The 26,749-nt window shown below is 46.5% G+C and carries 23 protein-coding genes, 1 tRNA gene and 1 other RNA gene; 11 read left to right on the top strand and 14 right to left on the bottom strand.

What is annotated here, in order from left to right; translation table 11 throughout:
- Nucleotides 1-247 precede the first annotated feature (247 nt).
- Nucleotides 248-1,732 carry a 4-hydroxy-3-polyprenylbenzoate decarboxylase gene (ubiD, locus tag S2091_RS20545; protein WP_105533839.1) on the top strand — a complete coding sequence of 495 codons (1,485 nt, stop codon included), beginning with the start codon at nucleotides 248-250 and terminating at the stop codon, nucleotides 1,730-1,732.
- Between the two features lie 62 nt (nucleotides 1,733-1,794).
- Here ubiD and S2091_RS23885 read toward each other — a convergent pair whose 3' ends face one another.
- A complete protein-coding gene (locus tag S2091_RS23885) occupies nucleotides 1,795-2,001 on the bottom strand; it encodes a hypothetical protein (RefSeq protein ID WP_133166948.1) in 207 nt (68 codons plus the stop codon).
- A gap of 174 nt (nucleotides 2,002-2,175) precedes the next feature.
- Between S2091_RS23885 and ffs the strand changes: the two genes are divergently transcribed.
- An RNA gene (ffs, locus tag S2091_RS20540) (signal recognition particle sRNA small type) lies at nucleotides 2,176-2,274 on the top strand.
- 91 nt (nucleotides 2,275-2,365) lie between these two features.
- Here the strand turns inward: ffs and S2091_RS20535 are convergent.
- The gene (locus S2091_RS20535) at nucleotides 2,366-3,697 is read right to left on the bottom strand and encodes an MFS transporter (RefSeq protein WP_207769764.1); all 1,332 of its coding nucleotides are present in this window, start codon (nucleotides 3,695-3,697) and stop codon (nucleotides 2,366-2,368) included.
- Between the two features lie 218 nt (nucleotides 3,698-3,915).
- Here S2091_RS20535 and S2091_RS20530 point away from each other — a divergent pair, with 218 nt between their 5' ends.
- Entirely contained in the window at nucleotides 3,916-4,494 is a 579-nt protein-coding gene (locus S2091_RS20530) for a TetR/AcrR family transcriptional regulator (RefSeq protein WP_207769763.1), read from the top strand.
- A gap of 108 nt (nucleotides 4,495-4,602) precedes the next feature.
- Nucleotides 4,603-5,694, top strand: a complete 1,092-nt coding sequence (locus tag S2091_RS20525; RefSeq protein ID WP_105533837.1) for an alkene reductase — start codon at nucleotides 4,603-4,605, stop codon at nucleotides 5,692-5,694.
- 60 nt (nucleotides 5,695-5,754) lie between these two features.
- On the opposite strand, the gene S2091_RS20520 is transcribed toward S2091_RS20525, so the two are convergent.
- The 6 genes from S2091_RS20520 to S2091_RS20495 form a co-directional block, all read right to left on the bottom strand.
- Entirely contained in the window at nucleotides 5,755-7,947 is a 2,193-nt protein-coding gene (locus tag S2091_RS20520) for a TonB-dependent receptor (RefSeq protein WP_105533836.1), read from the bottom strand.
- Between the two features lie 190 nt (nucleotides 7,948-8,137).
- The gene (locus tag S2091_RS24135) at nucleotides 8,138-8,476 is read right to left on the bottom strand and encodes a hypothetical protein (protein WP_105533835.1); all 339 of its coding nucleotides are present in this window, start codon (nucleotides 8,474-8,476) and stop codon (nucleotides 8,138-8,140) included.
- A gap of 209 nt (nucleotides 8,477-8,685) precedes the next feature.
- Nucleotides 8,686-9,495 carry a squalene synthase HpnC gene (gene hpnC / locus S2091_RS20510; protein WP_105533853.1) on the bottom strand — a complete coding sequence of 270 codons (810 nt, stop codon included), beginning with the start codon at nucleotides 9,493-9,495 and terminating at the stop codon, nucleotides 8,686-8,688.
- A 147-nt stretch (nucleotides 9,496-9,642) separates the two neighbouring features.
- Nucleotides 9,643-10,875: an NO-inducible flavohemoprotein gene (gene hmpA, locus S2091_RS20505; protein WP_105533834.1), complete on the bottom strand. Its 1,233-nt coding sequence runs from the start codon at nucleotides 10,873-10,875 to the stop codon at nucleotides 9,643-9,645.
- Nucleotides 10,876-10,975: 100 nt separating this feature from the next.
- Nucleotides 10,976-11,497 carry an Rrf2 family transcriptional regulator gene (locus S2091_RS20500; RefSeq protein WP_243405512.1) on the bottom strand — a complete coding sequence of 174 codons (522 nt, stop codon included), beginning with the start codon at nucleotides 11,495-11,497 and terminating at the stop codon, nucleotides 10,976-10,978.
- Nucleotides 11,498-11,585: 88 nt separating this feature from the next.
- Entirely contained in the window at nucleotides 11,586-11,921 is a 336-nt protein-coding gene (locus S2091_RS20495; RefSeq protein WP_105533833.1) for a DUF805 domain-containing protein, read from the bottom strand.
- A 322-nt stretch (nucleotides 11,922-12,243) separates the two neighbouring features.
- Here S2091_RS20495 and S2091_RS20490 point away from each other — a divergent pair, with 322 nt between their 5' ends.
- Nucleotides 12,244-14,175: a M61 family metallopeptidase gene (locus S2091_RS20490; protein WP_105533832.1), complete on the top strand. Its 1,932-nt coding sequence runs from the start codon at nucleotides 12,244-12,246 to the stop codon at nucleotides 14,173-14,175.
- Nucleotides 14,176-14,362: 187 nt separating this feature from the next.
- Nucleotides 14,363-14,665, top strand: a complete 303-nt coding sequence (locus tag S2091_RS20485; protein WP_105533831.1) for an antibiotic biosynthesis monooxygenase family protein — start codon at nucleotides 14,363-14,365, stop codon at nucleotides 14,663-14,665.
- Between the two features lie 387 nt (nucleotides 14,666-15,052).
- Here S2091_RS20485 and S2091_RS20480 read toward each other — a convergent pair whose 3' ends face one another.
- Entirely contained in the window at nucleotides 15,053-15,280 is a 228-nt protein-coding gene (locus tag S2091_RS20480) for a hypothetical protein (protein WP_105533830.1), read from the bottom strand.
- Nucleotides 15,281-16,013: 733 nt separating this feature from the next.
- On the opposite strand from S2091_RS20480, the gene S2091_RS20475 reads away from it, so the two are divergent.
- Nucleotides 16,014-16,379, top strand: coding sequence for a SpoIIAA family protein (locus S2091_RS20475; RefSeq protein WP_105533851.1), 366 nt, complete (start codon nucleotides 16,014-16,016; stop codon nucleotides 16,377-16,379).
- 770 nt (nucleotides 16,380-17,149) lie between these two features.
- On the opposite strand, the gene S2091_RS20470 is transcribed toward S2091_RS20475, so the two are convergent.
- Nucleotides 17,150-17,226: transfer RNA gene (locus S2091_RS20470), tRNA-Pro, on the bottom strand.
- 147 nt (nucleotides 17,227-17,373) lie between these two features.
- On the opposite strand from S2091_RS20470, the gene S2091_RS20465 reads away from it, so the two are divergent.
- From S2091_RS20465 to S2091_RS20450, 4 genes are all read left to right on the top strand, one after another.
- Nucleotides 17,374-18,516 carry a M14 family metallopeptidase gene (locus S2091_RS20465; protein ID WP_105533829.1) on the top strand — a complete coding sequence of 381 codons (1,143 nt, stop codon included), beginning with the start codon at nucleotides 17,374-17,376 and terminating at the stop codon, nucleotides 18,514-18,516.
- A gap of 14 nt (nucleotides 18,517-18,530) precedes the next feature.
- On the top strand, nucleotides 18,531-18,992 hold the full coding sequence (locus tag S2091_RS20460; protein ID WP_105533828.1) for a CYTH domain-containing protein: 462 nt from the start codon (nucleotides 18,531-18,533) through the stop codon (nucleotides 18,990-18,992).
- Nucleotides 18,993-19,335: 343 nt separating this feature from the next.
- Nucleotides 19,336-21,312, top strand: coding sequence for an OPT family oligopeptide transporter (locus S2091_RS20455; protein ID WP_105533827.1), 1,977 nt, complete (start codon nucleotides 19,336-19,338; stop codon nucleotides 21,310-21,312).
- Between the two features lie 134 nt (nucleotides 21,313-21,446).
- A complete protein-coding gene (locus tag S2091_RS20450; protein ID WP_105533826.1) occupies nucleotides 21,447-23,513 on the top strand; it encodes a S9 family peptidase in 2,067 nt (688 codons plus the stop codon).
- 189 nt (nucleotides 23,514-23,702) lie between these two features.
- On the opposite strand, the gene S2091_RS20445 is transcribed toward S2091_RS20450, so the two are convergent.
- Genes S2091_RS20445 through wrbA form a run of 4 tightly spaced genes read right to left on the bottom strand, consistent with a single transcriptional unit; the run spans nucleotide 23,703 to nucleotide 26,665 of the window.
- Nucleotides 23,703-24,197 carry a DUF4124 domain-containing protein gene (locus tag S2091_RS20445; RefSeq protein ID WP_105533825.1) on the bottom strand — a complete coding sequence of 165 codons (495 nt, stop codon included), beginning with the start codon at nucleotides 24,195-24,197 and terminating at the stop codon, nucleotides 23,703-23,705.
- A gap of 12 nt (nucleotides 24,198-24,209) precedes the next feature.
- The gene (locus S2091_RS20440) at nucleotides 24,210-25,631 is read right to left on the bottom strand and encodes an FAD-binding oxidoreductase (RefSeq protein ID WP_105533824.1); all 1,422 of its coding nucleotides are present in this window, start codon (nucleotides 25,629-25,631) and stop codon (nucleotides 24,210-24,212) included.
- Nucleotides 25,628-26,017, bottom strand: a complete 390-nt coding sequence (locus S2091_RS20435) for a DUF2069 domain-containing protein (protein ID WP_105533823.1) — start codon at nucleotides 26,015-26,017, stop codon at nucleotides 25,628-25,630. Before S2091_RS20435 ends, S2091_RS20440 begins: the two co-directional genes overlap by 4 nt.
- 42 nt (nucleotides 26,018-26,059) lie before the next feature.
- On the bottom strand, nucleotides 26,060-26,665 hold the full coding sequence (wrbA, locus tag S2091_RS20430; protein ID WP_105533822.1) for an NAD(P)H:quinone oxidoreductase: 606 nt from the start codon (nucleotides 26,663-26,665) through the stop codon (nucleotides 26,060-26,062).
- Nucleotides 26,666-26,749 lie beyond the last annotated feature (84 nt).

Below are 26,749 nucleotides of genomic sequence, written 5' to 3'. Positions count from 1 at the left end.
CCTTAAATCTAATGGTATCCCGAATTGAGTAATTAGTTTATTTTTAGCAATGAATGCTTAGATCAACTATTTCTGAATTTGGCGCATTGTAGGGGGCTGTTTATATCAAGTCAATACTATTAAAACTAAAAGCTATTACTTATAAATCTAATTATTTATGCTGCGCCGCAATAAAATTCAATTAAATCAATCACTTGCTGATTTTTCTTGATTGAGCCGTTTAACCTGAGAAAAACTTAAAAATTGTATGAAATACGAAGACTTACGCGATTTTATTGCTAAATTGAAAATAGAAGGGGAGCTAAAAGAAATAAATACCCCAATTTCACCCATTTTAGAGATGACGGAAGTCTGTGATCGCACATTGCGCGCAGAAGGTCCGGCACTTTTATTTACGCAACCAACCGGTTTTGATATACCGGTATTAGGCAATTTATTTGGCACAACGCGGCGTGTAGCCTTGGGTATGGGCGCACAAGATCTCACTGAGTTACGCAAAATCGGCCATGTGTTAGCCAGCTTAAAAGAACCTGAACCGCCGAAAGGATTTAAAGATTTATTGGGTTTAGGCAGTCTGGTGAAAGCGGTATGGGATATGGCCCCCAAAGAATTACGCAGCGCACCTTGCCAAACTATTGTTTGGGAAGGCGCGCAAGTTGATTTGGGGCGCTTGCCTATTCAGCACTGCTGGCCGGGTGATGTCGCACCACTTATTACCTGGGGACTTGTTATTACTAAAGGGCCGTTTAAAAAACGCCAAAATTTAGGAATATATCGTCAGCAGGTTTTATCTCGGAATAAAGTCATTATGCGTTGGTTGGCACATCGTGGTGGTGCGCTGGACTTCCGTGAGCATGGCATCGTTAATAAAGGTCAGCCTTATCCGGTGGCGGTTGCATTAGGCGCTGACCCGGCAACTATATTGGGAGCGGTGACGCCAGTGCCGGATAGTTTGTCTGAATATCAGTTTGCAGGGTTGTTGCGCGGTAGTCGCACTGAATTGGTAAAAGCAATCGGTAGCGAGTTGCGAGTACCGGCAAGCGCCGAAATTGTATTGGAAGGGCATATTTATCCCGATGCAAACCATCCTAGCGGCTATGAGCACGCCTTGGAGGGGCCGTATGGCGACCACACTGGTTACTATAATGAGCAAGACTCTTTTCCGGTGTTTACGATAGACCGCATTACCATGCGTGAAAATCCGATTTATCACTCTACATATACAGGTAAGCCGCCAGATGAGCCGGCGGTGCTGGGTGTGGCGCTCAATGAAGTCTTCGTGCCCTTATTGCAAAAGCAATTTAGTGAAATTACTGATTTCTATTTGCCGCCGGAAGGTTGTAGTTATCGGATGGCGATTGTGCAGATTAAAAAATCTTACGCAGGGCACGCAAAGCGGGTGATGTTTGGCGTCTGGAGTTTTTTACGTCAGTTTATGTACACCAAATTCATTATTGTGGTGGATGAAGACGTGAATATCCGCGACTGGAAAGAGGTCATGTGGGCAATAACCACGCGCGTTGATCCCTTGCGCGACACAACCTTGGTCGACAATACGCCAATCGATTATCTGGATTTTGCGTCGCCGGTGAGTGGTTTGGGTAGCAAAATGGGTTTGGATGCGACCAATAAATGGCCGGGTGAAACCAATCGGGAATGGGGGCAAGTTATTACGATGTCGCCGGATGTCAAAAAACGAATTGACGGAATTTGGCAGGAATTGGGTTTATAGCGATCAATACTGAGGGATATCAGCAGTGCAGTGCCCCGGCAGAAACTTGCGGGGCTACTGAATTATTCAGAAAATGCGTTAACGAATGCGGCAATACCAGCCAGCACTGCCGCCGTTCCACCCATAATGCCTACCGCAACAATAATGGGATACCAGCTAGCTTCACTATTTAGTTTTGCTGTCTCAGCCATCATTTTGCTGATATCAGTGTGGATTTGTTCAATTTCAACCGCGTACATTTTTGCGCCTGAGTTGTCTGTCGTTCTCATTGTTCGCCGCCTTTTCCGATTGAGGGTTGTGCCATGGATCTCTTAAAATTGAAGATTATCATAACACTGCCCATAAAGGCAGAGGCAGATGTTGTTAAGCTAAAAATGGGAGTAAGCGAGAATCGTTGTTTATAGTGGTTCACAGCGCGGATTTATTGCAGTATAATTCGCGCTGGCGGGTCCCTGCGCATTGCGGTGTGACCAATCTGGTCAGGTCGGGAACGAAGCAGCCACAGTCATTTCCCGTAAGTGCCGCAGATCAGGCTCGCCAACTTCTTACTCCGCACTAATTTAGTGTACGGATCAATAAAAAAAGCTGCTTAAATTAAATAAGCAGCTATTTTTTTATCATTTTTTCCAAAAATTATTTTTTTGCCGAATCCTTGAGCAAATAAATACCGCAAAACACACCCATAATACTTAAGAATACTACATAGTAAGAAGCGCTCAAGGGATTGATTTTATTCACTATTCCTAAGAATAATGGTGTTAATCCGCCAAAAATCGCATAGGACAAATTATATGAAAAAGATAGGCCGCTGAATCGGATCTTGGCAGGGAAGGCGTGCACCATAATGTAAGGAACGCCACCGACAATACCAACAAAAAACCCGGTAATTGCATACATCACGGTGAGCGTTGGGTAATCTACGTGGCCGATGCTGTGATAAAAAACACTGCTGCTAATTGCCAATGCGCTGCACATTACAATAAAAGTTTTACCTACGCCAAATTTGTCGCACAGTTGGCCGGTAGTGATGCAGCCGAGGGCTAACGCCACAATCGTGAAGCTTTGCATGGTTAACGCAACTTTGGCGGGGACATTAAATATGTCCGATTTCATTAACTCCGGCGCAAATAAAATAATTACGACGATACCGGCGGTCAATAGCCAGGTCGCTAAAACAGAAATTAAGATAGCGGGTTTATGATCTTTAATCACCGCGGCAATAGGCAAGCCTTGATTTAATGCTTTACGTTCCTGCATTTCTTTAAAGACCGGTGTTTCATGTAAGTAGCGACGCAGGTATACGGTAACAAAGCCCAGCAGGCCACCGACGATGAAGGGAATTCGCCAGGCGTATTCGGCGATGTCGCTTTTTGAGAAAGTGCTATTAATAAGCAGTGCCATTAATGACCCGAGTAAAATCCCCAGCGTTAAGCCGCTGGTAACCATGCCATTCGCGAGTCCAATACGCTTAGCGGGCACGTGTTCGGATACAAATACCCATGCACCTGGAATTTCTCCGCCGATGGCAATCCCTTGCAGCATGCGCATGAGTAATAGCAAAATCGGTGCGGCATAACCTATGTGCTCGAAAGTCGGTAAGAAGCCAATGCAAAGAGTGGGCAAGGCCATTAATACTATTGATAAAGTGAACATCCGTTTGCGACCAACCAAATCACCAAAATGCGCCATTATCACGCCGCCAATCGGGCGCATAAAATAAGCAATCGCAAATGCGCCGTAAGTGTTGAGTGTTTTCCAGAACGGGCTGAGATCGGCGGGGAAAAATTGACCGCTAAAAACGCTGGCAAAGAAGATAAAAATAATGAAGTCGTAATATTCCAGCGCACCACCTAAGGACGCTAAGGAAAGCACCTTAACGTCGCTTTTATTTAACGAACGGGAATGCATTGCAGAATTTTTTGAGCTTGAAGCTGCGTGCGGCATGCTGGTTTGGGTTGAATTCATAATTTATGGGCAAGAAGGTTCTGAATAGTGGTGATTTTTTCGAACTTATTTCAAACTTAGTATCATTAAGGATGAACGAGCACAATTTGTGTCGACGGAAGATCTTGCCCTTATTTGGTTTATAAAACAAGTTTTAGTTTGGTCGAAGTAAATTGAATTATCTAAAATCGCTTGACACTAGACGACTGGTCTAATAATATTCGCAAATGGAAAAAACAGTGCATTTTCAAGATACCAAACAACGCATTCTTGCCGTAGGCGAGAGTTTGATCGTTGGGCGCGGCTTTTCTGCGTTGGGCTTGAGTGAGATTTTAACTACGGCAAAAGTCCCTAAAGGTTCTTTTTACCATTACTTTCAATCAAAAGAAGGTTTTGGCGTCGCGTTACTAGAGCGCTATTTTTCTGAATACGATGAGCGCCTGACGATTTTATTTGCCGACCAAACGATGACTATGCGTGAACGCGTCATGTCGTACTTTAAAGGTTGGCACGCCACGTCGGCGGAGCATGCATGTAATAGCACCTGCTTGGTAGTGAAATTAGCGGCGGAAGTTTCTGATTTGTCGGAACCGATGCGTTGTGCTTTAGCGCTCGGCATGAGCCGTATTACTGGACAGTTGGCCGCAGCGCTGAGTTTGGCGCAAGCGGAAGGCAGCGTTTCGATGCAAATGGATGCGGCGCAATTGGCTGAAATTTTGTATTCAATGTGGGTCGGTGCATCGCTGGTGGCGAAGGTAAAGCACGACTTGCTGCCACTGGATTTAGCGCTGCAACAAACGGAATTATTGGTAAGTTAAGGTTTTAGGCTGTATTTGAGCCAATAAGATTGGGCGCATGAATTATTCATTTGTCGCTCATTTTTTTAATATGTCTTTTAGACGACTGGTCTAATATTAAGGGATTTTATGTATAAAAAATTACTCTCCCCAGTAACAACTGGTTCAATAGCGCTGACAAATCGCGTTGTGATGGCTCCATTAACTCGTTCACGAGCTGGTCAGGGCGATGTGCCGCGCGCTTTAAATGTTGAATACTATCAACAGCGCGCGAGTGCTGGATTAATCGTTACTGAGGCCAGTCAAATTTCACGCCAAGGCCAAGGTTATGCTTGGACTCCGGGTATTTATACTGATGAGCAAGAAGCGGGATGGAAGCAAGTTGTTGCTGCTGTGCATGCTAAAGGCGGACGGATTGCTTTGCAGTTGTGGCATGTGGGCCGTATTTCACATTCTTTGTTGCAAGAAAATGGCGGTGCGCCGGTTGCGCCATCGGCGTTGCTTGCTGAAAATAGCCAATCATTTGTCGTGTTACCAGACGGTACGCCGGCTAATGTGCCAACCGAAATGCCACGTGCTTTAGAATTGACAGAAATGCCGGGCATTGTTGCGCAATATCGTCAGGCAGCGCAACGCGCCAAACGCGCTGGTTTTGATCTGGTTGAAGTGCATGCGGCAAATGGGTATTTATTGCAGCAGTTCATGTCAACTAACAGTAATCATCGCACCGATATTTACGGTGGTAGTTTGGAAAATCGTGCGCGCTTGAGTCTGGAGGCGGTTGATGCTGCGATTGCAGAAATGGGTGCAGATCGCGTTGGTGTTCGGATTTCACCACACTTTGTCGCGCACGGTATTCTTGATACCGAAGCAGATGCGATGGCCTTGTATTTGGCAAAAGAATTTTCTGCACGTGGCATTGCATATCTGCACGTAGCAGAACCTGATTGGGCTGGTGGACCGTTATTGTCGGATGCGTTCCGTAATCAATTGCGCTCGGTATTTAAGGGCACATTAATTTATTGTGGCAATTACAGTGCGGCTGAAGCGGAAACATTAATTGAGCAAGGTTTTGGCGACGCAGTTGCGTTTGGCCGGCCATTTATTGCTAATCCTGATTTGGTAACCCGGTTCTCGCAAGGCGCGGAATTGAATATGCCGGATCGTGCGACGTTTTATGGTGGTGATGCAAAGGGTTATACGGATTATCCGACCTTGTAAGCGCTTATAGCATTAAAAAAAGGCCGCTCAATTTAAACAACTGAGCGGCCTTTTTTACCATTAAAAACTCGTCGACATTCCTACAAACAAAGTCCGTCGCGCGCCATATTGCGGTGCTCCAACACCAATCCCCGTGCCGTCGCGCAACTCGTAGGAGCGGTCAAAAATATTCAATAAAGCGATACGACCTTCAATGCTGCCAATTGCGGTGTCTTTCCAAGTGCGGGTTATATTGCTATTGAAAGTGATGTAGTCCGGCAGTGAGGCGGAATTCGGTGCGCCGCCAGTTGGTGTGTTGCGTAAGCCGCTGCCGTAGATGAAATCACCACTCAGTTTGTAGTCGCCTAACTTTGTGTTAGCACCACCGGAAATTGAGAAGGTTTGGTCGTGATCCAAATACACATAATGGTTGGCGATATAGGCTAATTCATCCGGTCCAAACGTGGCTTGTCCAGAAATAATATCGGTACCTTGTGCTTTTTGAGCGGATAAATTCAGAAAGCCGCCCCAGTTTTTTTCATTGTAAATGGCGGACAATTCCAAGCCTTTTGCATAGCCTTTGGCATAATTAAAAGGCGACAAAATCAAGGCTTGACCGAACTGGCCCTCATCTAACAAATTGGTGATTTGTTTGTAGTACACATCCGCGGTCACCGATAACTGTGCATTGACTTTGTGGCTAATGCCCATATCAAAATAATTGGTGCGTTCTGCTTTGACCGGATCTGACGTTGGGACATTAGCTGCGCCGGTGGTGCCTGCGTATTTATCAATACTATTTTGCGACAATAATTCTTGCGATGGCGGCGTAAAGTACCGTGAATAGCCAGCATGCAGGGCGGTATCTTCAGTAGCCTTAAATGCCAAATTTAAGCGCGGGCTCCATTGATGCTCCTGGATGAAAGCTGAAACTTGGTCGTAGCGCGCGCCATAGTTAAATGTCAGTGCTTTGGTAATTGTCCACTGATCTTGCATATAAAAACTGCCGGTAGTGCCTGTTTTGCTGGAATTGTCGATGATCGTTACTGGATCAGCGCTGGTGACGCCATTCGCGATCGGGAATACCTGCGAGCTGTTATTGCTCTCGGTATCTTGTCGATTGTAAGCAAAGCCGCCGCGCACTGTGTGCTGCGCGTTGAGTTTGTAGCTAGTATCAAATTGCAGGCCGTTCGATGAGCTGTTGCGCATCGCTTGCGCGGCAATACCGTTGTAAATCAAATCGCCGGCAACATCAGGGGTATACAAGGTTTCTGAATATTGGTGGTAGCCCGAAATTTGGAAATTCAAATTACCCAGGGTTTTTTGATACGACAGCACCATGAAACGGTTTTCTTCATTTTGCCGTTCATTCAATGAAGAAGAGGGCACGCTGTTAAAGCCGGTAGTGAGATCGCTGTAGCCAGTTAGCGAATATTGCGCTGTTTGATTCGGGTTATTCGGGATTTGAAATTTGCCGTCATACGTGCCAAACAACAGGCTAATGCGTGAATCGTCATTTAAGTAATACGACAAATTACCAAAAGATTTGGTTTGATGGGTGTCATCATGAATCGGATTTTTGGAGGCAGTTGGATTTTCAATGCCGATGGAGTTTTGCAAATAACTGCCGGACAAATAATAGTTAAACGCGCCGCGGCTACCGAACACTTCTGCACTTGGTTCTACGTAATGATTGCTGCCAATCAGCATCCCAATTCGTCCGCCCGGCTCAACACTGCCTTCTTTGGTTTGAATGTCAATAATGCCCGCCGTGCGCAAGCCGTACTGGGCTGGCAGTGCGCCGGTTACGAAGTCGATATTATCAATAAAGCGTGTGTCCACTGCTTGACCAAATCCTGAAATCCCTTCCGGTAATTCAACGCCATTAATTCGGTATTGCACATTGCCATGGTCATCTCGAATATGTAACGAGCCGGACGCTTTTGAATCTTGCACCACGCCGGGCATGCGCAGTAATACATCATCAAATGGCGTGCTGTCGCCTTGGCCTAAGCTGTCGATCATGTGCTTATCAACGGAATAAACGGTGGTGCCGATGTTGGGCAGTAACTCTGTCCGGGCACTTTTTAGGCGCTCAGGAGCAGTGATGACTACCGTGTTGGCGGAATTGGTTGGCGTTTCGGCTGGTAGTGGCGGGGTAGCCGCGGGATCTGCTGCATACAGTAACGTGGAATAGCCGGAACTGGCCGCTAAAATACCCGCAATAGCCAGCGATAGCTTGCGTCGCGTTAATGTTGATGAAGTACGTTGCATGAAAAACCTCGGATGATATAGGTGCAAAACGAATATTAAAAAAATATGGCTAGCGTGGCTAACGCGATATCCATTCAGGGAATATGCTTAGCCGCCAATCAAGATGACATGTAAGACAGAATGAGAGATAAGCTGCGCGATTCCACGTCGCGTGTGAACGCGGTAGACGAGCAATACTCTTCAGGTGTGATTAAGCGATGCTAGGCGGGCCGCAGCTAGGTGGAAAAAGTTTGGAAGTGACGTAGAAAGTACTGCGTAGAGTTTGAACTGCGACCCTAAACAGGACAAAGAAACTGGCGACGAATAAGGACGGTGCAGCTAAGTTACCGCCGATTTTATCGGAAACAGCACTGCAAAACGAGCAGTCTTGGGATTCTTGGACGGTGCTATGGTGATGTGTTGCCGCAATCGAAATCAGCGAGATAAAGGCCAGCGCCGTTATCAACGCTACTAGCGCGCACCACGATTTCGCCTTTAGTTTCAAGGTGAAGCGGGACGTGGCAGATGATTTTCGCTGTTGCTGGAACATTGTTGGAATATTTTTCCGTCGATTTGTATTTGGTGCCGCAAAGGTGAAGAATGTAGATCTTGTTAAGTACTTAGTCAAGTTCAGTTTAGTATTTTATTCTCGTAACACAATCATTTACACCTGTTTACTTGTCTGAAATGCAGGCATGGACATATTCCGCGAAACTCCTGCTTCACCTAAGGTAGGCTGAAATATAATTTGTTATCTTATTACATCCAAATTACCCGCCAGGCAATCACCAGACTATCCCACTTGTTTAATTTTGGCCTGTCTTGGAAAACGTTTTCTTGCTTTAGTTCAATCTTTTCTAAAATTCTTAATCCCCCCTGAACGACTGCGCGTAACTCCAGCCCAATTCTGCCTGGTAAGCGGCAAGCTAATTGACTGCCGGAGAGCATTAGTTCGCGGGTTCGTTGCACTTCAAATTGCATTAGTGCGCGCCAGGCCGGGTCGCAAATTTGTTCGCCAATGGTTTGCTCTGAAACGCCAAAGCGCTGCATATCGTCAAGTGGAATATAAATGCGCTGCTTTTGCCAGTCGATGGCTACATCCTGCCAAAAATTAATTAGTTGTAATGCCGAGCAAATCGCGTCGGAATCGTGCAAGTTTTGCGGAGTGGCTGCGCCATATAGATGCAAAATTAAATTACCGACCGGATTGGCCGAGCGGTCGCAATAATCTAACAACTCAGCATAATTGGCATAACGTTTTTTAACGACATCTTGCTTAAAGGCGGAAAGTAATTGATAGAGCGGTTGAATCGGTAGCTGATATTGCGCAATGGTTTGTTGTAGAACTTGAAACTGTGCATCATCCGGCGTATCGCCCCGTTTAATTTGCGCTAATTGCGCCGCATACGAATTTAAACCGGCTATGCGTTGTTCGTCATTCGCATCTCCCTCGTCGGCAATATCGTCCGCACTACGCGCAAATGTGTACAAGGCACGCACCGCAGGGCGCAAGCGGGCGGGCAGCAAAAAGGAGGCAACCGGGAAGTTTTCGTAATGATTAACGGCCATAAGTCTGTGATTGAATGCGCGATTGGAGAGTAAAGCACGAGCGCGCATTATAGGGCAACAAACGAGACGGGGGCGCGCAGATTGCGTGGTTTTTTGCCAGAAATGGTGATAATTTCTGGCAAAAAACGTTTTTAAGCAGGAGCTTATTTAAGCCAAATGACCAATCAATTCCGGGCCAAATACTTCATGACGAATTTGCGCCTCTGGAATACCACGCGCTATTAAGGCGCGACGTTGTTGTTGCATGAATGGGCTAGGGCCGCATAAATAATAGTGCCCATTTGTGGGTAGCAGGTCGGCGTTGACGGCGTTTAAATCAAGCTTGCCAGCCGATATGTAATCACGTCCAATGACATCGCTGGTCTCAGGATGTTCATAGCAAATATGTATATCCAACTGCTTATTATGCTGCGCCAATGCATGCAATTCAGAGCGTAAGGCATGATATTTTCCGCTTCGTGTTGCGTGGAAAAATCGTACCTGGCGCTGCTGCTTAGCCAAACTGCTGTGCAGCATACTCATCACCGGCGTAATGCCGACCCCAGCACTGATTAATATTAATGGCGCACGGTTGCTTGCAAGTTCGGACTCGTGATGTAACACAAAGTCACCGCAAGGCATGCCGACCCAAAGCGTGTCGCCAACCTGAATTTGATCATGGATTAACCCGGACACCATGCCGGCATCTAGTTCAGCCTGCGCAACTTCGCGCTTAACGCTAATCCGCCAGTACGGCTTATCCGCTGCGTCTGACAGGCTGTATTGACGTAGCTGACGCAGCTGTTTTCCGCCATCAGCTACTTGCATCGCCACGCTGATATATTGACCAGGTAAAAAAGCCGGCAAAGGATTGCCATCGGTGGCAACCAGATAAAACGACGTAACTTGCTCACTCTCGATTACTTTTTTATTTACCGTAACTTGTCTGCATTGTCCCGGTTCTATACTTTTGCTGCGATATTGGGCTTGCTCTTCGGAGATAAATAGTCCAGCCAGATCACCATAGGCATCGCCCCATGCCGCCAACAAGGCCGGTGTGGCGGCGGCACCCAATACATGAGCAATTCCGCCCAGTAAATACTTCCCAACGATAGGGTAGTGGTCGGCACGAATCCCTACGCTAACGTGTTTTTGTACAATCCGGCTCACTACCGGCAAGAGCGCAGCCTGATTATCATAATTGGCGGCGTAAGCGAATAGGGCGCTAGCTAGTGATTGTTGTTGCGCGCCTGATTTTTGATTTCCCATGTTGAAGATGTTTTTTAATTCAGGATGGGCAGCAAACATGCTTGCATAAAAACTGGTGGTAATTGCTACGCCGTGCTCACGTAGTACGGGGACTGAAGCGTCTAATACAGCTCTGGTTTCTATTGATAACATCAGTAATTCCTTATTGTGGTAAATAATATGCGACAAATAAAACGTGTTTCTAAACGGCGTGATGATGCCGGGTCAAACTAACAAAATAGTAGTGGGATATTTAGTGCGGTCGTGCCGACAAACTACGCGGTTGAAAATGCATACGGGCGATCACATCCGAAGTAGGTGATTGGGTTAAGTCTGCCAGACTGTATTGATTCATCGCAGCAAAAAAGTCACGTAAGCCAAGATCAAGAATGCGTTTTAAATTGCAGTTGCCTTTCAGTGCGCAAGCGGGTTTTTCGCAATCAACCAAAGCTGGATGGCCTTCCAGCGTTTGCAAAATATCGCCCAACAGCAAACTAGCTGGTTCGATATTCAGACGTAAGCCACCGTTACGCCCTGGCGTGGCCTCTACCCAGCCCAATTTGCCAAGTCGGTTAGCGATTTTATTCAGATGATTTTGCGGCACATTGAATTGCGCTGAAATCTCTTTAATCGTGACTACTTCGCCGTCCGGTACGCCGGTGAGGTAAATCAAAATACGCAAGCCGAAATCAGTAAAATGGGTAAGCTGCATGGAAAAAACGCAACTCAAGGTTGCGATTGCTGATGGGATGTTTGAATTATATATATGTTGCATTTAAAATGCCACATATATTTCAGCGAGTTGATGGGAGGAGGTATTGCAGGGCTGACGCATTGTCAGCCCATGTTAATTTGAATCTGAATTATGCAGCCGTGTCGAAACGGTTAGCTTCTTTGTCGCTGTCTTGCACATCCCAAATAAGAAGAAAAATCCAGCCGATGATTGGAATGAACCAAAGCAATTGCAGCCAGCCGCTACGGTTTGTGTCGTGCAATCTGCGTGCGCCAACTGCTAATGATGGGATCAGCGTTGCCAGAGAAAATAATCCGCTCAGGGTGCCTGATCTGTTGATGATATTTAATGCAGCGGAGACTAAGAAAGTGAATAATGCAAACCACCAAAATTCAGAACGGGAAGCGCGACCATTGAAGTCGGCATATTTATTAAAGCAAATACGGATGGATTCGGCGAATGTCATTTTAATCCTTTAGCACTATGTAATTGGTTGAGAGAGATGCAGGAATTCTTGAATAGAAAAATACGCAATTCAGATGCCACTGAAAGTATTTCCTAAACGAATAGCTATTGCAAGTAATTTAACAAGTTGTATAAACGGAACATCATTATTGTTGCTGTTAAGCAAAAATAATGACAGCGGTATAAACTATCGAAACTTTAAATGTAAAGTAAAGCAGACTCTCTTTGGACTGCCTGGGTTTTACTCAACTGGGTGGTGAAATATAAAAAATAACATCATGAAGTTTCAATCTTCTAGCAAGTTTTTAAATGATCGGATATATATGCCATTTTCAAGCGAACATAAGGCTATTTCTGGCAAGTTACCTAACGCCAAATTAATCGCTACTTTATTAGCGGCAACAGCGTTTCATGTTGCTGTCGCGCAGGAAATTCCGCCGCCCGTCGATAAAGTTTATCCAGGTACTATTCAACTGGACGTCGATGTGACGAACCTCGACCAAAAGATTTTTAAAGTGCATGAAAGAATCCCTGTCACGGCCGGTAAATTAACGCTATTTTATCCGCAATGGTTGCCAGGTAACCATGCTCCGACTGGGCCAATCTCGCAGCTTGCGGGCTTAATGCTGACAGCGAATGGTCAACCGGTTGAATGGAAGCGTGACACGCTCAACATGTTCGCCTTTCATCTGACTGTCCCTGCCAACGTCAAATTTATTGATGCCGATTATCAGTTCCTGTCACCCGTTGAAGGTAACCAAGGCCGCATTACCGCCACACAGGAAATCGTTGGCGTGCAATGGAATGCTGTAGTGCTTTATCCGGCCGGATACTATGCCCGCGGCATCAGCTTTAAGCCGAGCGTAACGCTGCCTGCCGATTGGAAGTTTGGCACTGCGTTAGAGCTTGCCCAGCAAGTAGGTACACAAGCCCAGTTTAAACAAACCAATTTAGATGATTTGATTGATTCACCGCTTTTTGCCGGTAAATACTTCAAACGTTTTGATCTGGATCCGGGCGCAAAAGTACCGGTATTTTTGAATGTGGTTGCAGACAGACCGGAAAATTTAGTCACCAAGCCAGAACAAATTGATGCGCATCGTGCTTTGGTGCAGCAGGCTTATAAGCTGTATGGTTCGCAACATTATGTGCACTATGATTTCCTGTTGTCGTTGAGCGATGAATTTACCGGTATCGGTTTGGAGCATCATCAATCGAGCGAAAATGGGGTTAAGCCGAATTATTTTACCGAATGGAGTAAAACGTGGGGAACGCGTGGTTTGCTACCGCATGAATTTACTCATTCATGGGATGGCAAATTTCGTCGCCCCGCCGATTTATGGACGCCTAATTTCAACGTCCCGATGCAAAATTCCTTGCTATGGGTATATGAAGGACAAACCGAATACTGGGGCGATGTATTAGCCGCGCGCTCCGGTTTAGTCAGCGTCGAGCAAACTCGCGATACTTTGGCCAATATCGCAGCTTCTTATGATCAACGCGTAGGCCGCACATGGCGCGCATTGCAAGACACCACCAACATGCCGATCATTTCGCGCCGCAGTCCGTTGGCATGGGTATCTTGGCAGCGTCCAGAAGATTACTACCGCGAAGGCCAATTAGTCTGGTTGGATGTGGATACCAAAATTCGCGAAATGTCGGGTGAGCAAAAATCATTAAATGATTTTGCGCACACTTTCTTCGGCGTCGAAAATGGTCGCCATAGCGCATTGACTTACACCTTTGACGACGTAGTGAGCACGCTCAATGCAATACAACCCTATGACTGGGCAACTTTCCTGCGCACGCGTTTAGATGGACATGCAAAAGAAGGCCCTAAAGACGGCTTAACTCGTGCGGGTTGGAAGTTGGCTTACACCGAAGAACGCAGCGAAGCTACCAAGAGCGAAGAGGAAGAACGTCATGTGACGGATTATGCTTATTCACTCGGCTTCACAGTTGGTAAAGAAGGGCGTTTAGATTATGTCGCGTGGGATGGCGTCGCCTTCAAGCATGGCATGACAATTGGCGCGACGCTGCTAGCGGTAAATGGACGTAGCTATAAAGCGGAGCTGTTAAAAGAGGTTATAACGGCAGCAAAAACCAGCAAACAGCCGATCGAATTGCTGCTTAAAAAGGATGATCGTTACCATACCGTGAGCATTGATTATCATGACGGGTTGAAATATCCGCATTTAGTCCGCATCGAAGGAACGCCGGATCGTTTGACTACGATTTTGCAGCCGTTGAAATAACGGTGTAGTGGGCTTTCTTTGAAGTAACTACATCGGCGGTTCCAGTAGGTGGGGAACTGCCGATCCGTATACTAGTTTGTACTAGACGTGACTTTGTAAGGCAGAAGGCACTTTGCCATCATCGGAGAACGCTCTAAAATCTAGCCATCGCGTTGAATATCATTACTTTTGATCACTGGGGAATTTAATGATTTTAGAAGTTGCTACACTCGATGTTCGAGCAGGTCAGGAACAGCAATTTGAAACGGCATTCTGTAAAGCTTCAGAAATTATTTCAAATATGAATGGCTATGTCTCACATCAGCTTCAACGATGTTTGGAAAATAAAAGTAGGTATATTTTGCTTGTGAATTGGCAGAGTTTGGAAGACCACACGGTTGGCTTTCGAGGATCACAGGAATATCAAGAATGGAAACGATTCCTTCACCATTTTTATGATCCGTTCCCAACTGTTGAGCATTATGAGTCTATTCTTGAGAATCATGCTTAGGGCAGTTGACATGAAACATAAGGCGGCGGGCTGCCCATAACTGCCTGTTGCAGTCTCTTGTAATTTGAAAATAAATTCACATCCACACTATGGGAATGCAGATCCAAAGAAGATGAAAATGTGTATTCAAATAAGTCGAATATTTTTGATCTTTTTTGACCGTTTTTAGCATAGGCTGCGTGATGTCGCCAAATTAGGGATAGTCCCCGCATAAAATTTATTGCCTATTAACTGGCGGTGATCTGCCAGTCAATTAAGTTTAAATTTATCAGATAGCAATCAAAAATTTAAATGGAGAGATTTTAAGTTTCGATTCAATGGTGCAAAATCCAGTCTTACAATCCAAAACTTAATGTCAGTTTTGTTGTATGTTGCTGAGCCAGCAAATTACTGCCAATCGGAAGAACGTCGTTTATGATTGGTTAGCACTCGGGTACTGATTTCTACCGGAACACCTTCTTCATACATTACCTTTGCGCCAGCTGAAACACCCTCCAATAAAGCAACTGCCAAGCCGCGATTTACTGCGGCTTCAATATCCTTATCGGCGCGATCCAACCATGCGTCTAATTTTTCTCCTACTTGCTCTTCAATTTTTTCTTCATCTAAGATCATATGGTTCCCTTTTTAAACTGTTGTATTAAGCAATGTGTAGTGCCTGGTGTTCATTTTTACTCTGGGCGTCGTTCCCCTTGTGGCAATAGACACTGTTATCTAACGGCCATTTTGTTGTTGCCTCATTGCAACACCTAAATAGTTTTATTTTGTAATTGTTGTTGTTTTGCATTTGTAGGTAGCATATATAGCTATTCAATCGAAGTAAATGCCCTATTTAGGGCATTTTGAATTTTCTAAAAGCAATTAAAAGCACCTTTAGATGTGGGTGAATTCGGTGTTGTGGGTAATTTTTAGGCACAATCAAAATATCCTACGTTCTAGTGCAAAAAAAGTGGGTTATCGGGCGCTTTAGGTGGTCGATATGCGAATAAGATTTAGTCACGGTTTTGCGAAATTAATTATGACGAAACGATGACTCTGGGAACGGTTAAATCTATTTTTTTCAACTATACAAATTACGATTCAATCCTAGACTTTTAAGCGCTTATTGATATTTATGCTCAATATCTTAATTTCCGCACTCACATCCAATTAAAAATTAGCTGGTGAATACGTTGATTAGCCGCAATTTCAGAATAGTGAAATCAGTTAACTTTACGGTGAGGCTTTATAGGAACGCGAATGCCTCTTCGTATAACGTTGCGCTGGCAAAGATTCTCTTATGTACTCTGGCGAACAGAGTGGTTAATCATTATTGCGTAGCATGACGTATATATTCATGGAGGATCAAATGCTCAACTATTCGATAATGACGCACGCAGGCATTTTAGTGCTCAAGCCCCAAACACCGCTAAGCAAAGAGGATTTCGACGGTCTCAGCGTGGTTGTCGATGCTTATCTTTCCGAGCACCTCAAACTCAAGGGCGTGTTAATTCACACAAAGGGATTTCCCGGTTGGGAGAACTTCGGAGGATTTGTTGCTCATATGCATTTTGTTAGCGAACATCATAAGAAGGTCGAACGCGTGGCGATCGTGACAGATACTCATTTCGCCGACATAGCAGAATCACTTGGCAAGCATTTTATATCGGCCGAAATAAAACACTTTCCTTTTGCTGATGATGTGCAGGCTTTGAAATGGTTGGAGACTTTCTGAAATAAACGCTAATTTATTGAGTTTATTAATACCGATGAGTGAATTAGCTATCTATGATTAATTTGTTCAGACAAGGAGTATTTGGCTGGATATCTGACAGAAGATGATGCATGGCCGTATATATTCAAATCTCGGAATTATGATGATTTGGAAGAGCCGTTAATTTCAAGGAAAAGTATTTGTTTTAATCAAAACCAATCCGTCGCACTTGAATAAGTGCGATCCATTTTCACATTGAATTTATCGCGTATTTAACTAGTGCTTCGAGGCAAAAAAATCAACGCCGACCCTAGTTAAGATAGCTTCAAAATAAACGTAAAAATCACGATAAACCCAGCTACAACCGCTGATTCCAGCGTAAATACTATTAGTGGTATTTTCAATTCGTTTGGAATTTTCATGGAACACCCCATTAAATGGAACTCAACCATTCTTGCTCGTTGGTTCAATTAAAATTATACGCCTTTGAATTCAGTACTGAACATCATATAGATCCAACTATTTAGGACGTATAGATTTACCAAATAGCCAGGGTAGAGTGTAATGCTGCCGTGATTTTTCTTTACTAGAGGAAATATCTTGAGTGGCAGCTATTGGGCGAAGGCTTGGTCCGGATTGGGGCGAATCACTTAGTCGCCAGAAGATTTAATTCTCCGCTTCCAGCGCGATGAGATGAGTGGTTTAGGTTGTCAATGATAGAGTTTTATCTTCTAGAACATTACGGATAGGCATCCGAATGCGCTGCAACTTATTGACTTTAAATAGTAATTTGGTCGGGACGGTGTGATTCGAACACACGACCCCATGCACCCCATGCATGTACGCTACCAGGCTGCGCTACGCCCCGACGAAGCGCCGATTATAGTAAATTTTTTATTCAATTACCAGACTTACGCCTCTGTTACGAAGAAAATTTGCAGGTTGCTTGGCGAAAACTTGGCAATAGGAGGACAATAGCGGTTTTCCTTTTCCGATCCTTGCAGATCTTTTTATTATGTCGATCAAAATCAGTTCTCATTTTGATGCAGGTGCGATTGAAGTCGTTAGCACTGCACAGCCTAGCCAAATCAATTTAAATCTACGTAAAGATTCCAATGCCGATTTTATGCAATGGTTTTATTTCCGACTGCAAGGTGCGCGCGATGAAGCGTGTACGTTACGTATTCTGAATGCGGGCGCGGCAACGTATCCGTCGGGTTGGGAAGGGTATCGGGCAGTTGCTAGTTATGATCGCGAAGAATGGTTTCGGGTCGACACCGAATACGATGGCAAGGTACTGACTATTAAGCATACGCCGACTGAAGACAGCGTTTATTACGCCTATTTTGAGCCGTATTCATGGGAACGTCATTTGTCTTTATTGGGCCGCGCGGCTTACTCTCCGCAGGTTCGAATTGAAGATTTAGGTAACACGGTAGATGGTCGCGATTTAAATATGCTGGTCATCGGTGATGAAGCCGCTGAGCAAAAAGTGTGGGTGATTGCACGTCAACATCCGGGCGAAAGCATGGCCGAATGGCTGGTAGAGGGAATGTTGGATGCCTTGCTGGATGTGGCAAACCCGATTGCCCGCAAGATCTTACAAAAAGCCGTGTTGTATGTGGTGCCGAATATGAATCCAGACGGTTCAGTGCGCGGCAATTTACGTACCAATGCGGCAGGTGCCAATTTGAATCGTGAGTGGATGACGCCAAGTCTGGAAACTAGCCCGGAAGTTTTCTATGTTAAAAATAAAATCCATGAAACAGGCTGTGATTTATTTTTAGATATTCATGGTGACGAAGGCTTGCCATATAACTTCGTAGCCGGTAGCGAAATGTTGCAAGGTTTTACCGAACAGCAAATGGCAGAGCAAAACGCGTTTGTGCAGAGCTTTGTTGCTGCTAGCCCGGACTTCCAAACGAAATTTGGGTATCCAACTGATAAATATTATGAAGACGTATTAAAACTCGCTTCTAAATATGTTGGACATCATTTCAAATGCACTTCACTGACCTTGGAATTGCCATTTAAAGACAATGCCGATATGCCGGATGACGTAGTGGGCTGGGATGGCGATCGTAGTGCAAAATTAGGTGAAGCAATGTTGCAACCTATTTTGCAGCATTTGAACAGAAATCAAGTAAAAACTAAGTAGGAACTCATCTCATCATGGCGCTTGAAATAGAACGTAAATTTTTGGTGTTAGGCAGCCCGTGGCAAGATTTGCCACGGAGCGCAGTAATGCGCCAAGGCTATCTTCTGGCTAGCCCGGAACGTGTAGTGCGGGTTCGGATTGAAGGAGCCGACGCTATGCTTACTATTAAAGGCGCCATGCAGGGCATCGTGCGGAGCGAATGGGAATATCCGATTCCTTTAGCTGATGCGGATGAATTGCTGAAATTATGCGAGCAGCCGCTGATAGAAAAATACCGCTACCGGATACCTCACGACGGAATGCTGTGGGAATTGGATGTTTTTATTGGTGACAATGCAGGTTTGGTGGTCGCTGAAATCGAGCTTGAAAGTGAAGGGCAAACTTTTAGCAAGCCCGCTTGGGTTGGCGAAGAAGTGACGGATGATAAGCGTTATTTGAATGCGAATTTACTGCGCCATCCATTTTCAACTTGGTAGAGTGCTGGCAAGCTGTCTACCATATTAAAAAGCAAATGTATTCCATCTTCAAAAGCTGAAACTCACAATAATCAGCCGATAATCATCAAAATGTGCCACCAATTCCTTGGTGGCATTATTCTCAAACGGCCATAAAACTGGCACAATCCTGACCGCAATCAACCAGTCGGGCAATCTGAATTAATTCTGTGAATATTGTTATATTGTCCGCGCACAGTGCCACCGCGTCACCGTACGGTGCTGTGACATGCGCAGCCACAACTATGTTGCTTGATGCCAAAAGTCGGATATGATAGTCGCGCTTTTCTAAAAACAAACCATAACTAACGAGCGGAGCCCAGGAATGAACAGTGTTACAGCGTCAATGCCAAAAGAGATCACATTGCGTGGGGTGATCTTAGGCATCTTAATCACCCTGATTTTCACCGCGGCGCAGGTCTACCTGGGCCTGAAGGTCGGTCTCACTTTCGCTACATCGATTCCGGCGGCTGTTATTTCAATGGCCCTGTTGAGCGCATTCAAAGATGCATCGATCCAGGAAAACAATATTGTTCAAACCATCGCTTCGGCCGCAGGTACGCTGGCTTCAGTGATCTTTGTGTTGCCCGGACTGTTAATGATAGGTTGGTGGGTACATGTGCCGTTCTGGCCTACATTTGGTGCCTGCGCCATCGGCGGTGTACTTGGTGTGATGTACACAATGCCGCTGCGCCGCGCATTGGTGTCGCAATCTGATTTGCCGTATCCGGAAGGCGTGGCTGCGGCTGAAGTTTTGAAGGTCGGTATGTCTTCACGCGCTGGCGCTGCGGAAGGTCAGGCCGGATTGTGGGCTGTTATCTGGGGTAGTCTGGCATCCGCACTTTATGCGGCCGGTTCCGCTCTCAAACTGATGGCTGACGAAATGTCGATTTATTTCCGTGTCGGGAATGGTTCAACCGGAATCGGTGCATCAAGTTCATTAGCCTTGATCGGTGCCGGTCACCTGATGGGCATTACGGTCGGTGTAGCGATGCTGGCTGGCCAGATCATCGCTTGGGGAATACTGGTTCCTATTCTGACTAATATGTATCCGCTTCCAGGATTATCGTTGGTCGACCATGCACTTAAAATCTGGTCAACCAATGTTCGCATGATCGGCGCAGGTGCGATCGGTACCGCAGCGATCATCACGCTGGCCGGTATGGCGAAACCCGTTATTGGCGGGCTTAAATCAGCACTCGATACCGCACGTCGTGTCAAAGAGGGTAGCACCGACATCCCACGTACTGAACAGGATTTGCCGATTTTTATTGTCGGTCTGGTGACCTTGTTCTCAATGTTGCCTGCTGGCTGGTTGCTGACAAGCTTCCTGCAAGGCGGCGTATTGCAAAGCGTGAGTGTGCCACTGGTTGCTGTTGGCATTGCCTACATTCTGATTGCCGGTATGTTTGCTGCGGCAGTCTGTGGTTATATGGCTGGTTTGATCGGCTCGTCCAACTCGCCCGTCTCCGGTATCGCTATCCTGACCATACTTGGCGCTGCGTTGAGCGTTGGCGCAGTCGCGCGTCATTTGATCGGGCCGGATGTCGCTCAGGCTCTGGTTGCTTATGCCTTGTTCATTACTACGGTTGTGCTGGCGGTGGCGGTAATCGGTAACGACAATCTGCAAGATTTGAAGACCGGCCAACTGGTCGATGCAACGCCGTGGCGTCAGCAGGTAGGTTTGCTGATCGGTGTTCTGGCTGGCTCAGTCGTAGTGCCGCCGGTGTTGGAATTGCTGAACCATGCCAACGGCTTTGTCGGTGCACCGAATCTGGATGCCATTTCCAATCAACCGCTTAGTGCGCCGCAGGCAACGCTGATCACGACTCTGGCTAAGGGCGTGATCGGAGGCGATCTGCGCTGGGATTTGATACTGTTTGGCGCAGTGATTGGACTGGGGCTGGTCTTGATCAATTTTATTCTCAAGAAATCGAGTAATGATAAATACAGCCTGCCGCCACTCGGTGTCGGACTTGCTATTTACCTGCCCGGCGCTGTTACCCTTCCGGTAATCATTGGTGCTTTTAGCGGCTGGTTTTTTGAGCGGGCCGTTTCAAAACATAGTTGGGGTGAATCTGCCAAGCGTCTTGGCGTACTGATCATGTCGGGATTCATCGTGGGTGAAAGTCTATTCAATGTCGCTCTCGCTGGCCTGATCGTTTTGTCCGGCAAGGGTGAGCCACTGGCGATTGCGAATAGCTTGAGCGGAGGTCAATCCATGACCATTGCGCTGGTTGTGGGTGCGACCGTTGTTACCGGCCTGTATCGGTGGGCGGCAAAGCGCGGCAAATTGGGGTAACAAACTGGTCGAACTGTCATGCTGGCACTGCTTCGCGTGATAATCAGATCAGGTAGTTGAAATAACAGTAATAGTTAATGAAATACCGCTCCCCGTGTTGGGGGCGTATCAAAATAGAAAGAGGAGATACATCAATGAAATTACGTTTATTGCTGATCACGGCGCTGTGCGCTGCGCAGTTCACCACCACTCACGCGCTCGCTGCACCGCGTGGATTCACCGTTGAAGACATGGTCAAGATGGAACGTGTTGGCAGCCCGCTCATGTCTCCGGATGCGAGCAAGGTAATTTACACCGTGCGCAGTACCGATAGTGCAAAAAACGCTGGTCATACCGAAATCTGGATGCTCGACCTTCGTGATGCACATGCAATGCCTCATCGCTTAACCCATGCAGCCGCTAGCAGCTCTGATCCGGAATGGTCACCGAACGGTGACGCAGTATATTTCCTGTCGGCGCGTTCGGGTACATCACAAGTATGGCGCTTACCTATGAACGGCGGCGAAGCTGAGATGGCAACGGACTTGCCGCTGGACGTTACCAGCTTCCGTTTGTCACCGCGTGCAGATCGCATTGCGCTGAGCGTTGAAGTATTCCGTGATTGTGCGGATCTGGCGTGCACCAAAAAACGTCTTGATGAGCAAACCAAGACGCAAGCATCCGGCCACGTATTTGACAAACTGTTCGTGCGTCATTGGGACACTTGGGCCGATGGCCGCAACACCGTGCTGTACTCAACTGCGCTGGATGCTACCGGTCATGCGCGTGGTGAGTTAGCCAATTTGTCCGGCTCACTGGATGGCGATGTGCCGTCCAAACCTTCAGGTGACCATGACGACTATCAATTCAGCCCTGATGGCACCACCATCGCATTCTCGCTGCGTCTGGCTGGTAAGACCGAAGCCTGGTCAACCAACTTTGACATTTATGAAGTGCCGGCAGCCGGTGGTAAGGCTCCGCGCAACCTGACTGCGGACAATCCTGCATGGGATGGCAAACCGACGTTTTCACCGGATGGTCATACGTTGGCTTATCTGGCGATGGACCGTGCCGGCTTTGAAGCCGATCGTTTTCATGTTGTGTTGATGGATATTGCGAGCGGTAAAAAACGCACGTTGGCGAACAACTGGGATCATTCGGTTGCCGATTACGCTTGGTCGTCGGACAGTAAAACTTTGTACGCTGGCGCTGACGATGTTGGCCAACATCGCGTATTTGCAATTGATGTTGCCAGCGGTAGCGTCAAGTCCTTGACTGGTCCGGGTTGGGTTTCCGGTTTTGATGTTAAGCATGACATGCTGTTGGTTACATATCAAAATTTAGCTTCTGCTGCACAGCTGTTTAAGCTGAAGCTCGGTTCCCCTGAGATGACGCAACTGACGCATAACAATGCGCAGGCGCTGGCCGATGTTAAGTTTGGCGAGTATGAACAGTTTTCATTTGCAGGCCACAACGGCGACAAGGTATACGGTTATGTGATGAAGCCTTGGAATGCAAAAGAGGGTGGTAAATATCCGATCGCATTCATCGTGCATGGCGGCCCGCAAGGTAGCTTTGGCAACGAATGGAGTTATCGTTGGAATCCGCAGATTTACGCTGGTGCCGGTTATGCGTCAGTCTTCATTGATTTCCACGGTTCCACCGGTTACGGCCAAAAATTCACCGATGCAATCAGCCAGGACTGGGGCGGCGCACCACTGGAAGATTTACAAAAGGGACTGGAAGCAGCGGTTAAGCAATTCCCATGGCTGGATCGTGGCCATTCCTGCGCACTCGGTGCTTCGTACGGCGGCTACATGATGAACTGGATCGAAGGCAACTGGCCGGACGGTTTCCGTTGCATTGTTAATCATGACGGCGTGTTTGATAACCGTGCAATGTATTACTCAACCGACGAACTCTGGTTCAACGAATGGGAAAACGGTGGCACTTATTACAAAAATCCGCAAGGCCACGAAAAATTCAACCCTGTGAATTTCGTCACTAATTGGAAAACGCCGATGTTGGTAGTGCAGGGCGAGCAAGATTTCCGTATTCCGTTCACTCAAGCTATGGGCGCGTTCACGGCACTGCAACGTCAGGGTATAGAGAGCAAGTTCCTGGTTTTCCCGGATGAAAACCATTGGGTATTGAAACCTGCTAATTCTGTGCTGTGGCATCACACTGTTTTAGATTGGCTGGATCAGCATTTGAAGCAGTAATAACGTTTGAGATTTTCTAGCGCAATAAAAATGAGGGCTTGAGCCCTCATTTTTATTTGTGATGATGAGTATCGTGGTGAGGCAGGATCTTACTTGGAATATTCAACCTGTAGTGAATGAAAGAAGAGTGAAGCTTTCAAAGCATAAGAGGCTGTTGAGGTTTTAAAAAATGCTATTTATACCAATCTACTATTCTGTTTTACAAAAATATTGGTAATTGTTTTCAGCTTGCTGAACACGTATTTCGGTCTGTTCATTATTCTTGTTTTTTCGTTTTGATTGCGGCTTGTCGCGCTGTTGTTTAGCTATTTTTCGTTTCAAATCCAAATCTTTACACTTAAATTTTTTATCTCTGGCTTGTTTATTTTCATTTATCAAGATTAGCGCTTCACGTTTTTGTTGTGTCTCTTCTTTTTCCTTTTGTTGTTCAATTTTCTTGAGTTGCTGGAGATCGGAAAGGTAGCGCTGTTTTGCTGCTGCGGGGTCGTTAGGTGGACTGATTGATGGAGTAAAAGGTAAGACATTTGCATTGGCAGGACAAGGCATGTCCGAATAGGTGATGCTGCCGTTTAGAATGCATTTATGTATGGCATATGCAGCGTTTGAACTGAGCAATAAAGTCAGTGCCGCAGAAGTGAATACGATGTGGAAGGAGAATTGGCGGGTTACATTTTCTTTGCGCATAGTGCGGGCTTTCTATGGCAAAGGCTGTACCACCTTTCCCGGGTTCATGATGTTGAGCGGATCAAGTGCTTGTTTAATGCTGCGCATTAATTGCATTTCGACCGGACTTTTGTAGCGCAAAATCTCGTCGCGTTTCTGCGCACCCAAACCGTGTTCGGCAGAGATAGAGCCGGAAAACTGGGCTACGCTGTCATATACGACCCGGTTTATTGCATTTTGTTGCGCGAGAAAGTCATCAATCGAACTATTTTTTGGTGCGGATACGTTGTAATGCAAATTACCGTCACCCAAATGCCCGAAAGTCACCATGCGGCACCCGTTGAATTTCTGCTGCAAAAGCGCGTCGGTTTGCTGGATGAAGGTACCTATCTGCGAAATGGGCAGGGAAATATCGTGCTTGATATTTTTTCCTTCCGCCGCCTGTGCTGAAGAAATGGATTCGCGCAACTGCCATAGCGTGTTGGATTGCGCCAGTGAAGTGGCTAGTACTGCATCTTGCGCTGTGCCAGTATCGAGGGCGATAGTCATTAAATTTTCTAATGCCGCACAATTGGCCGCTTCGCTATCTTGGCTGGAAAATTCAATCAACACATAATAGGGATGTTCTTTTAGTGCCGGCTGTTTTAGTTCAGGGAAGTGCTGTTTAACTAAAGCCAGGCTGTAACTGGACATGATTTCAAACGCGCTGAGTACCGTATCTTTGCTGTTGGAACGCGCCAGATTTAATAAGGCTAATGCGGCCTCAACAGAATTGATCGCTACAAATGCCGTTAATTGGCTGGCTGGCTTGGGAAATAACTGCAAAACGGCTGCGGTGATAACGCCCAAAGTGCCTTCTGCACCGATATACACATCACGTAAATCGTAACCGCTATTATCTTTTCTTAAAGCGCGCAAGCCGTTCCAGATATCGCCTTGTGGCGTGACCACTTCCAGGCCCAAACATAAGGCGCGGCAATTACCATAATGCAGAACCGCTGTGCCGCCCGCGTTGCTGGAAAGATTGCCGCCTATTGTGCAGCTGCCTTCGGATGCGAGCGATAAGGGGAATAAGCGATCAACCGAGTTCGCGGCGTTTTGCACTTGTTGCAAAATACAGCCAGCTTCGACGGTGATGGTGTTGTTGATGTCGTCGATGTGACGGATCTGATTTAAGCGCAGCAGCGATAAAACTATCGAGCGGCCAGTTTGGTCTGGGACGCTGCCCAGTACCAGACCTGTGTTGCCGCCTTGCGGGGTAATCGCTATCCGGTGCTGCGCGCATAATTTGACGATTTCTGCGACTTGTTCGGTATTTGCTGGTTTTAATATGGCTGCAGCGGTGCCGATGTAGCGTTGTCGGTAATCGGTTAAATAGCTCGTCATGTCGCTACTGTCGGTGAGCACATGGGTGCTTCCTATTAGTTGGCGACATTGATCGATAAAATGTTTCATTGCGATGCTTGTTCTTGAGCTTTTTTTGCAGCTGCTTTAGCCGCTTTTTTTAATGGACGTAAATAACTTAATACGCAAAAAAAGAAAGCCAAACAAAGGGCAACTTGCAGCCAGCCTAGCTGTGCGGACAGTGTCGTTTTGTCGGACGTTGCGCGCACGATTCCTTCTGTGAAATACAGCAAAATCAACATCGATGACCATTGCATTGTGTAATTGTCGCGCTTCATTACACCGCGTAAAGAAAACAATAAAGGCACTACTTTTAATACTAACCAGGAACCGCCCGGGCGCAACGGTGCCAGCCACATTTCACCAATAATACCGAGCGCAATAATGGCGATGAGCGAGGCGGTTGCGCCGTGGGCGTAAAGTGCGGATTTATTCATATTTCTCTCATTTTGCTTTTATGCTGAATTTTATAACGACTTTTACACGTTCAGTTGTTGCGCAGTTTTCGCGAGTCGTACACCAAGCGCAATGGCCAATTGCTTGCTGTCTTCAGAAATGGCTTTGCTGCCGTCGGCACCAGCCCAATGACTTGCCCCGTAAGGTGTGCCGCCGCTGGAGGTGGACATTAAAGCGGGGTGCGAGTAAGACAGGCCGAGGATCAACATGCCGTGATGAAGCAGCGGCAACATCATTGAAAGCAAGGTGGATTCTTGACCGCCGTGCAAGCTGCCGGTGGACGTAAATACGCAGGCCGGTTTGCCGTTTAAGGTGCCGGATAGCCAGTCAGCGGCGGTGCCATCCCAAAAATATTTCATCGCGGAAGCCATATTACCAAAGCGGGTAGGTGAGCCAAGTGCAATGCCAGCGCATTCGCTTAAGTCACTGAGTTCTACATACGGCGCGCCGTCGGTTGGAACGTCGGATTGAGTAGCTTCGCAGACGGTGGATATGGCCGGAACGGTGCGTAATCTGGCGCTGCAACCGGGTACGCTTTCAATGCCTTGAGCGATAAAATCGGCCATTTTTTTAGTGGCACCGTGCCGCGAGTAGAACAGAACGAGGAGGGTGATGTTAGATGTTTTCATGGCGGGCATTAAAAAGGTCGGAGTGCACGGATTACATAAGGGAGAGTATAGCGTAGGGTGGGCACGGTTTTGTGCCCACGCGTA

The organism is Solimicrobium silvestre, assembly GCF_002976435.1.
Lineage (GTDB): Bacteria > Pseudomonadota > Gammaproteobacteria > Burkholderiales > Burkholderiaceae_D > Solimicrobium > Solimicrobium silvestre.
The sequence above is the reverse complement of the archived record's forward strand: the minus strand, read 5'-3'. Positions and strand labels throughout refer to the sequence as shown.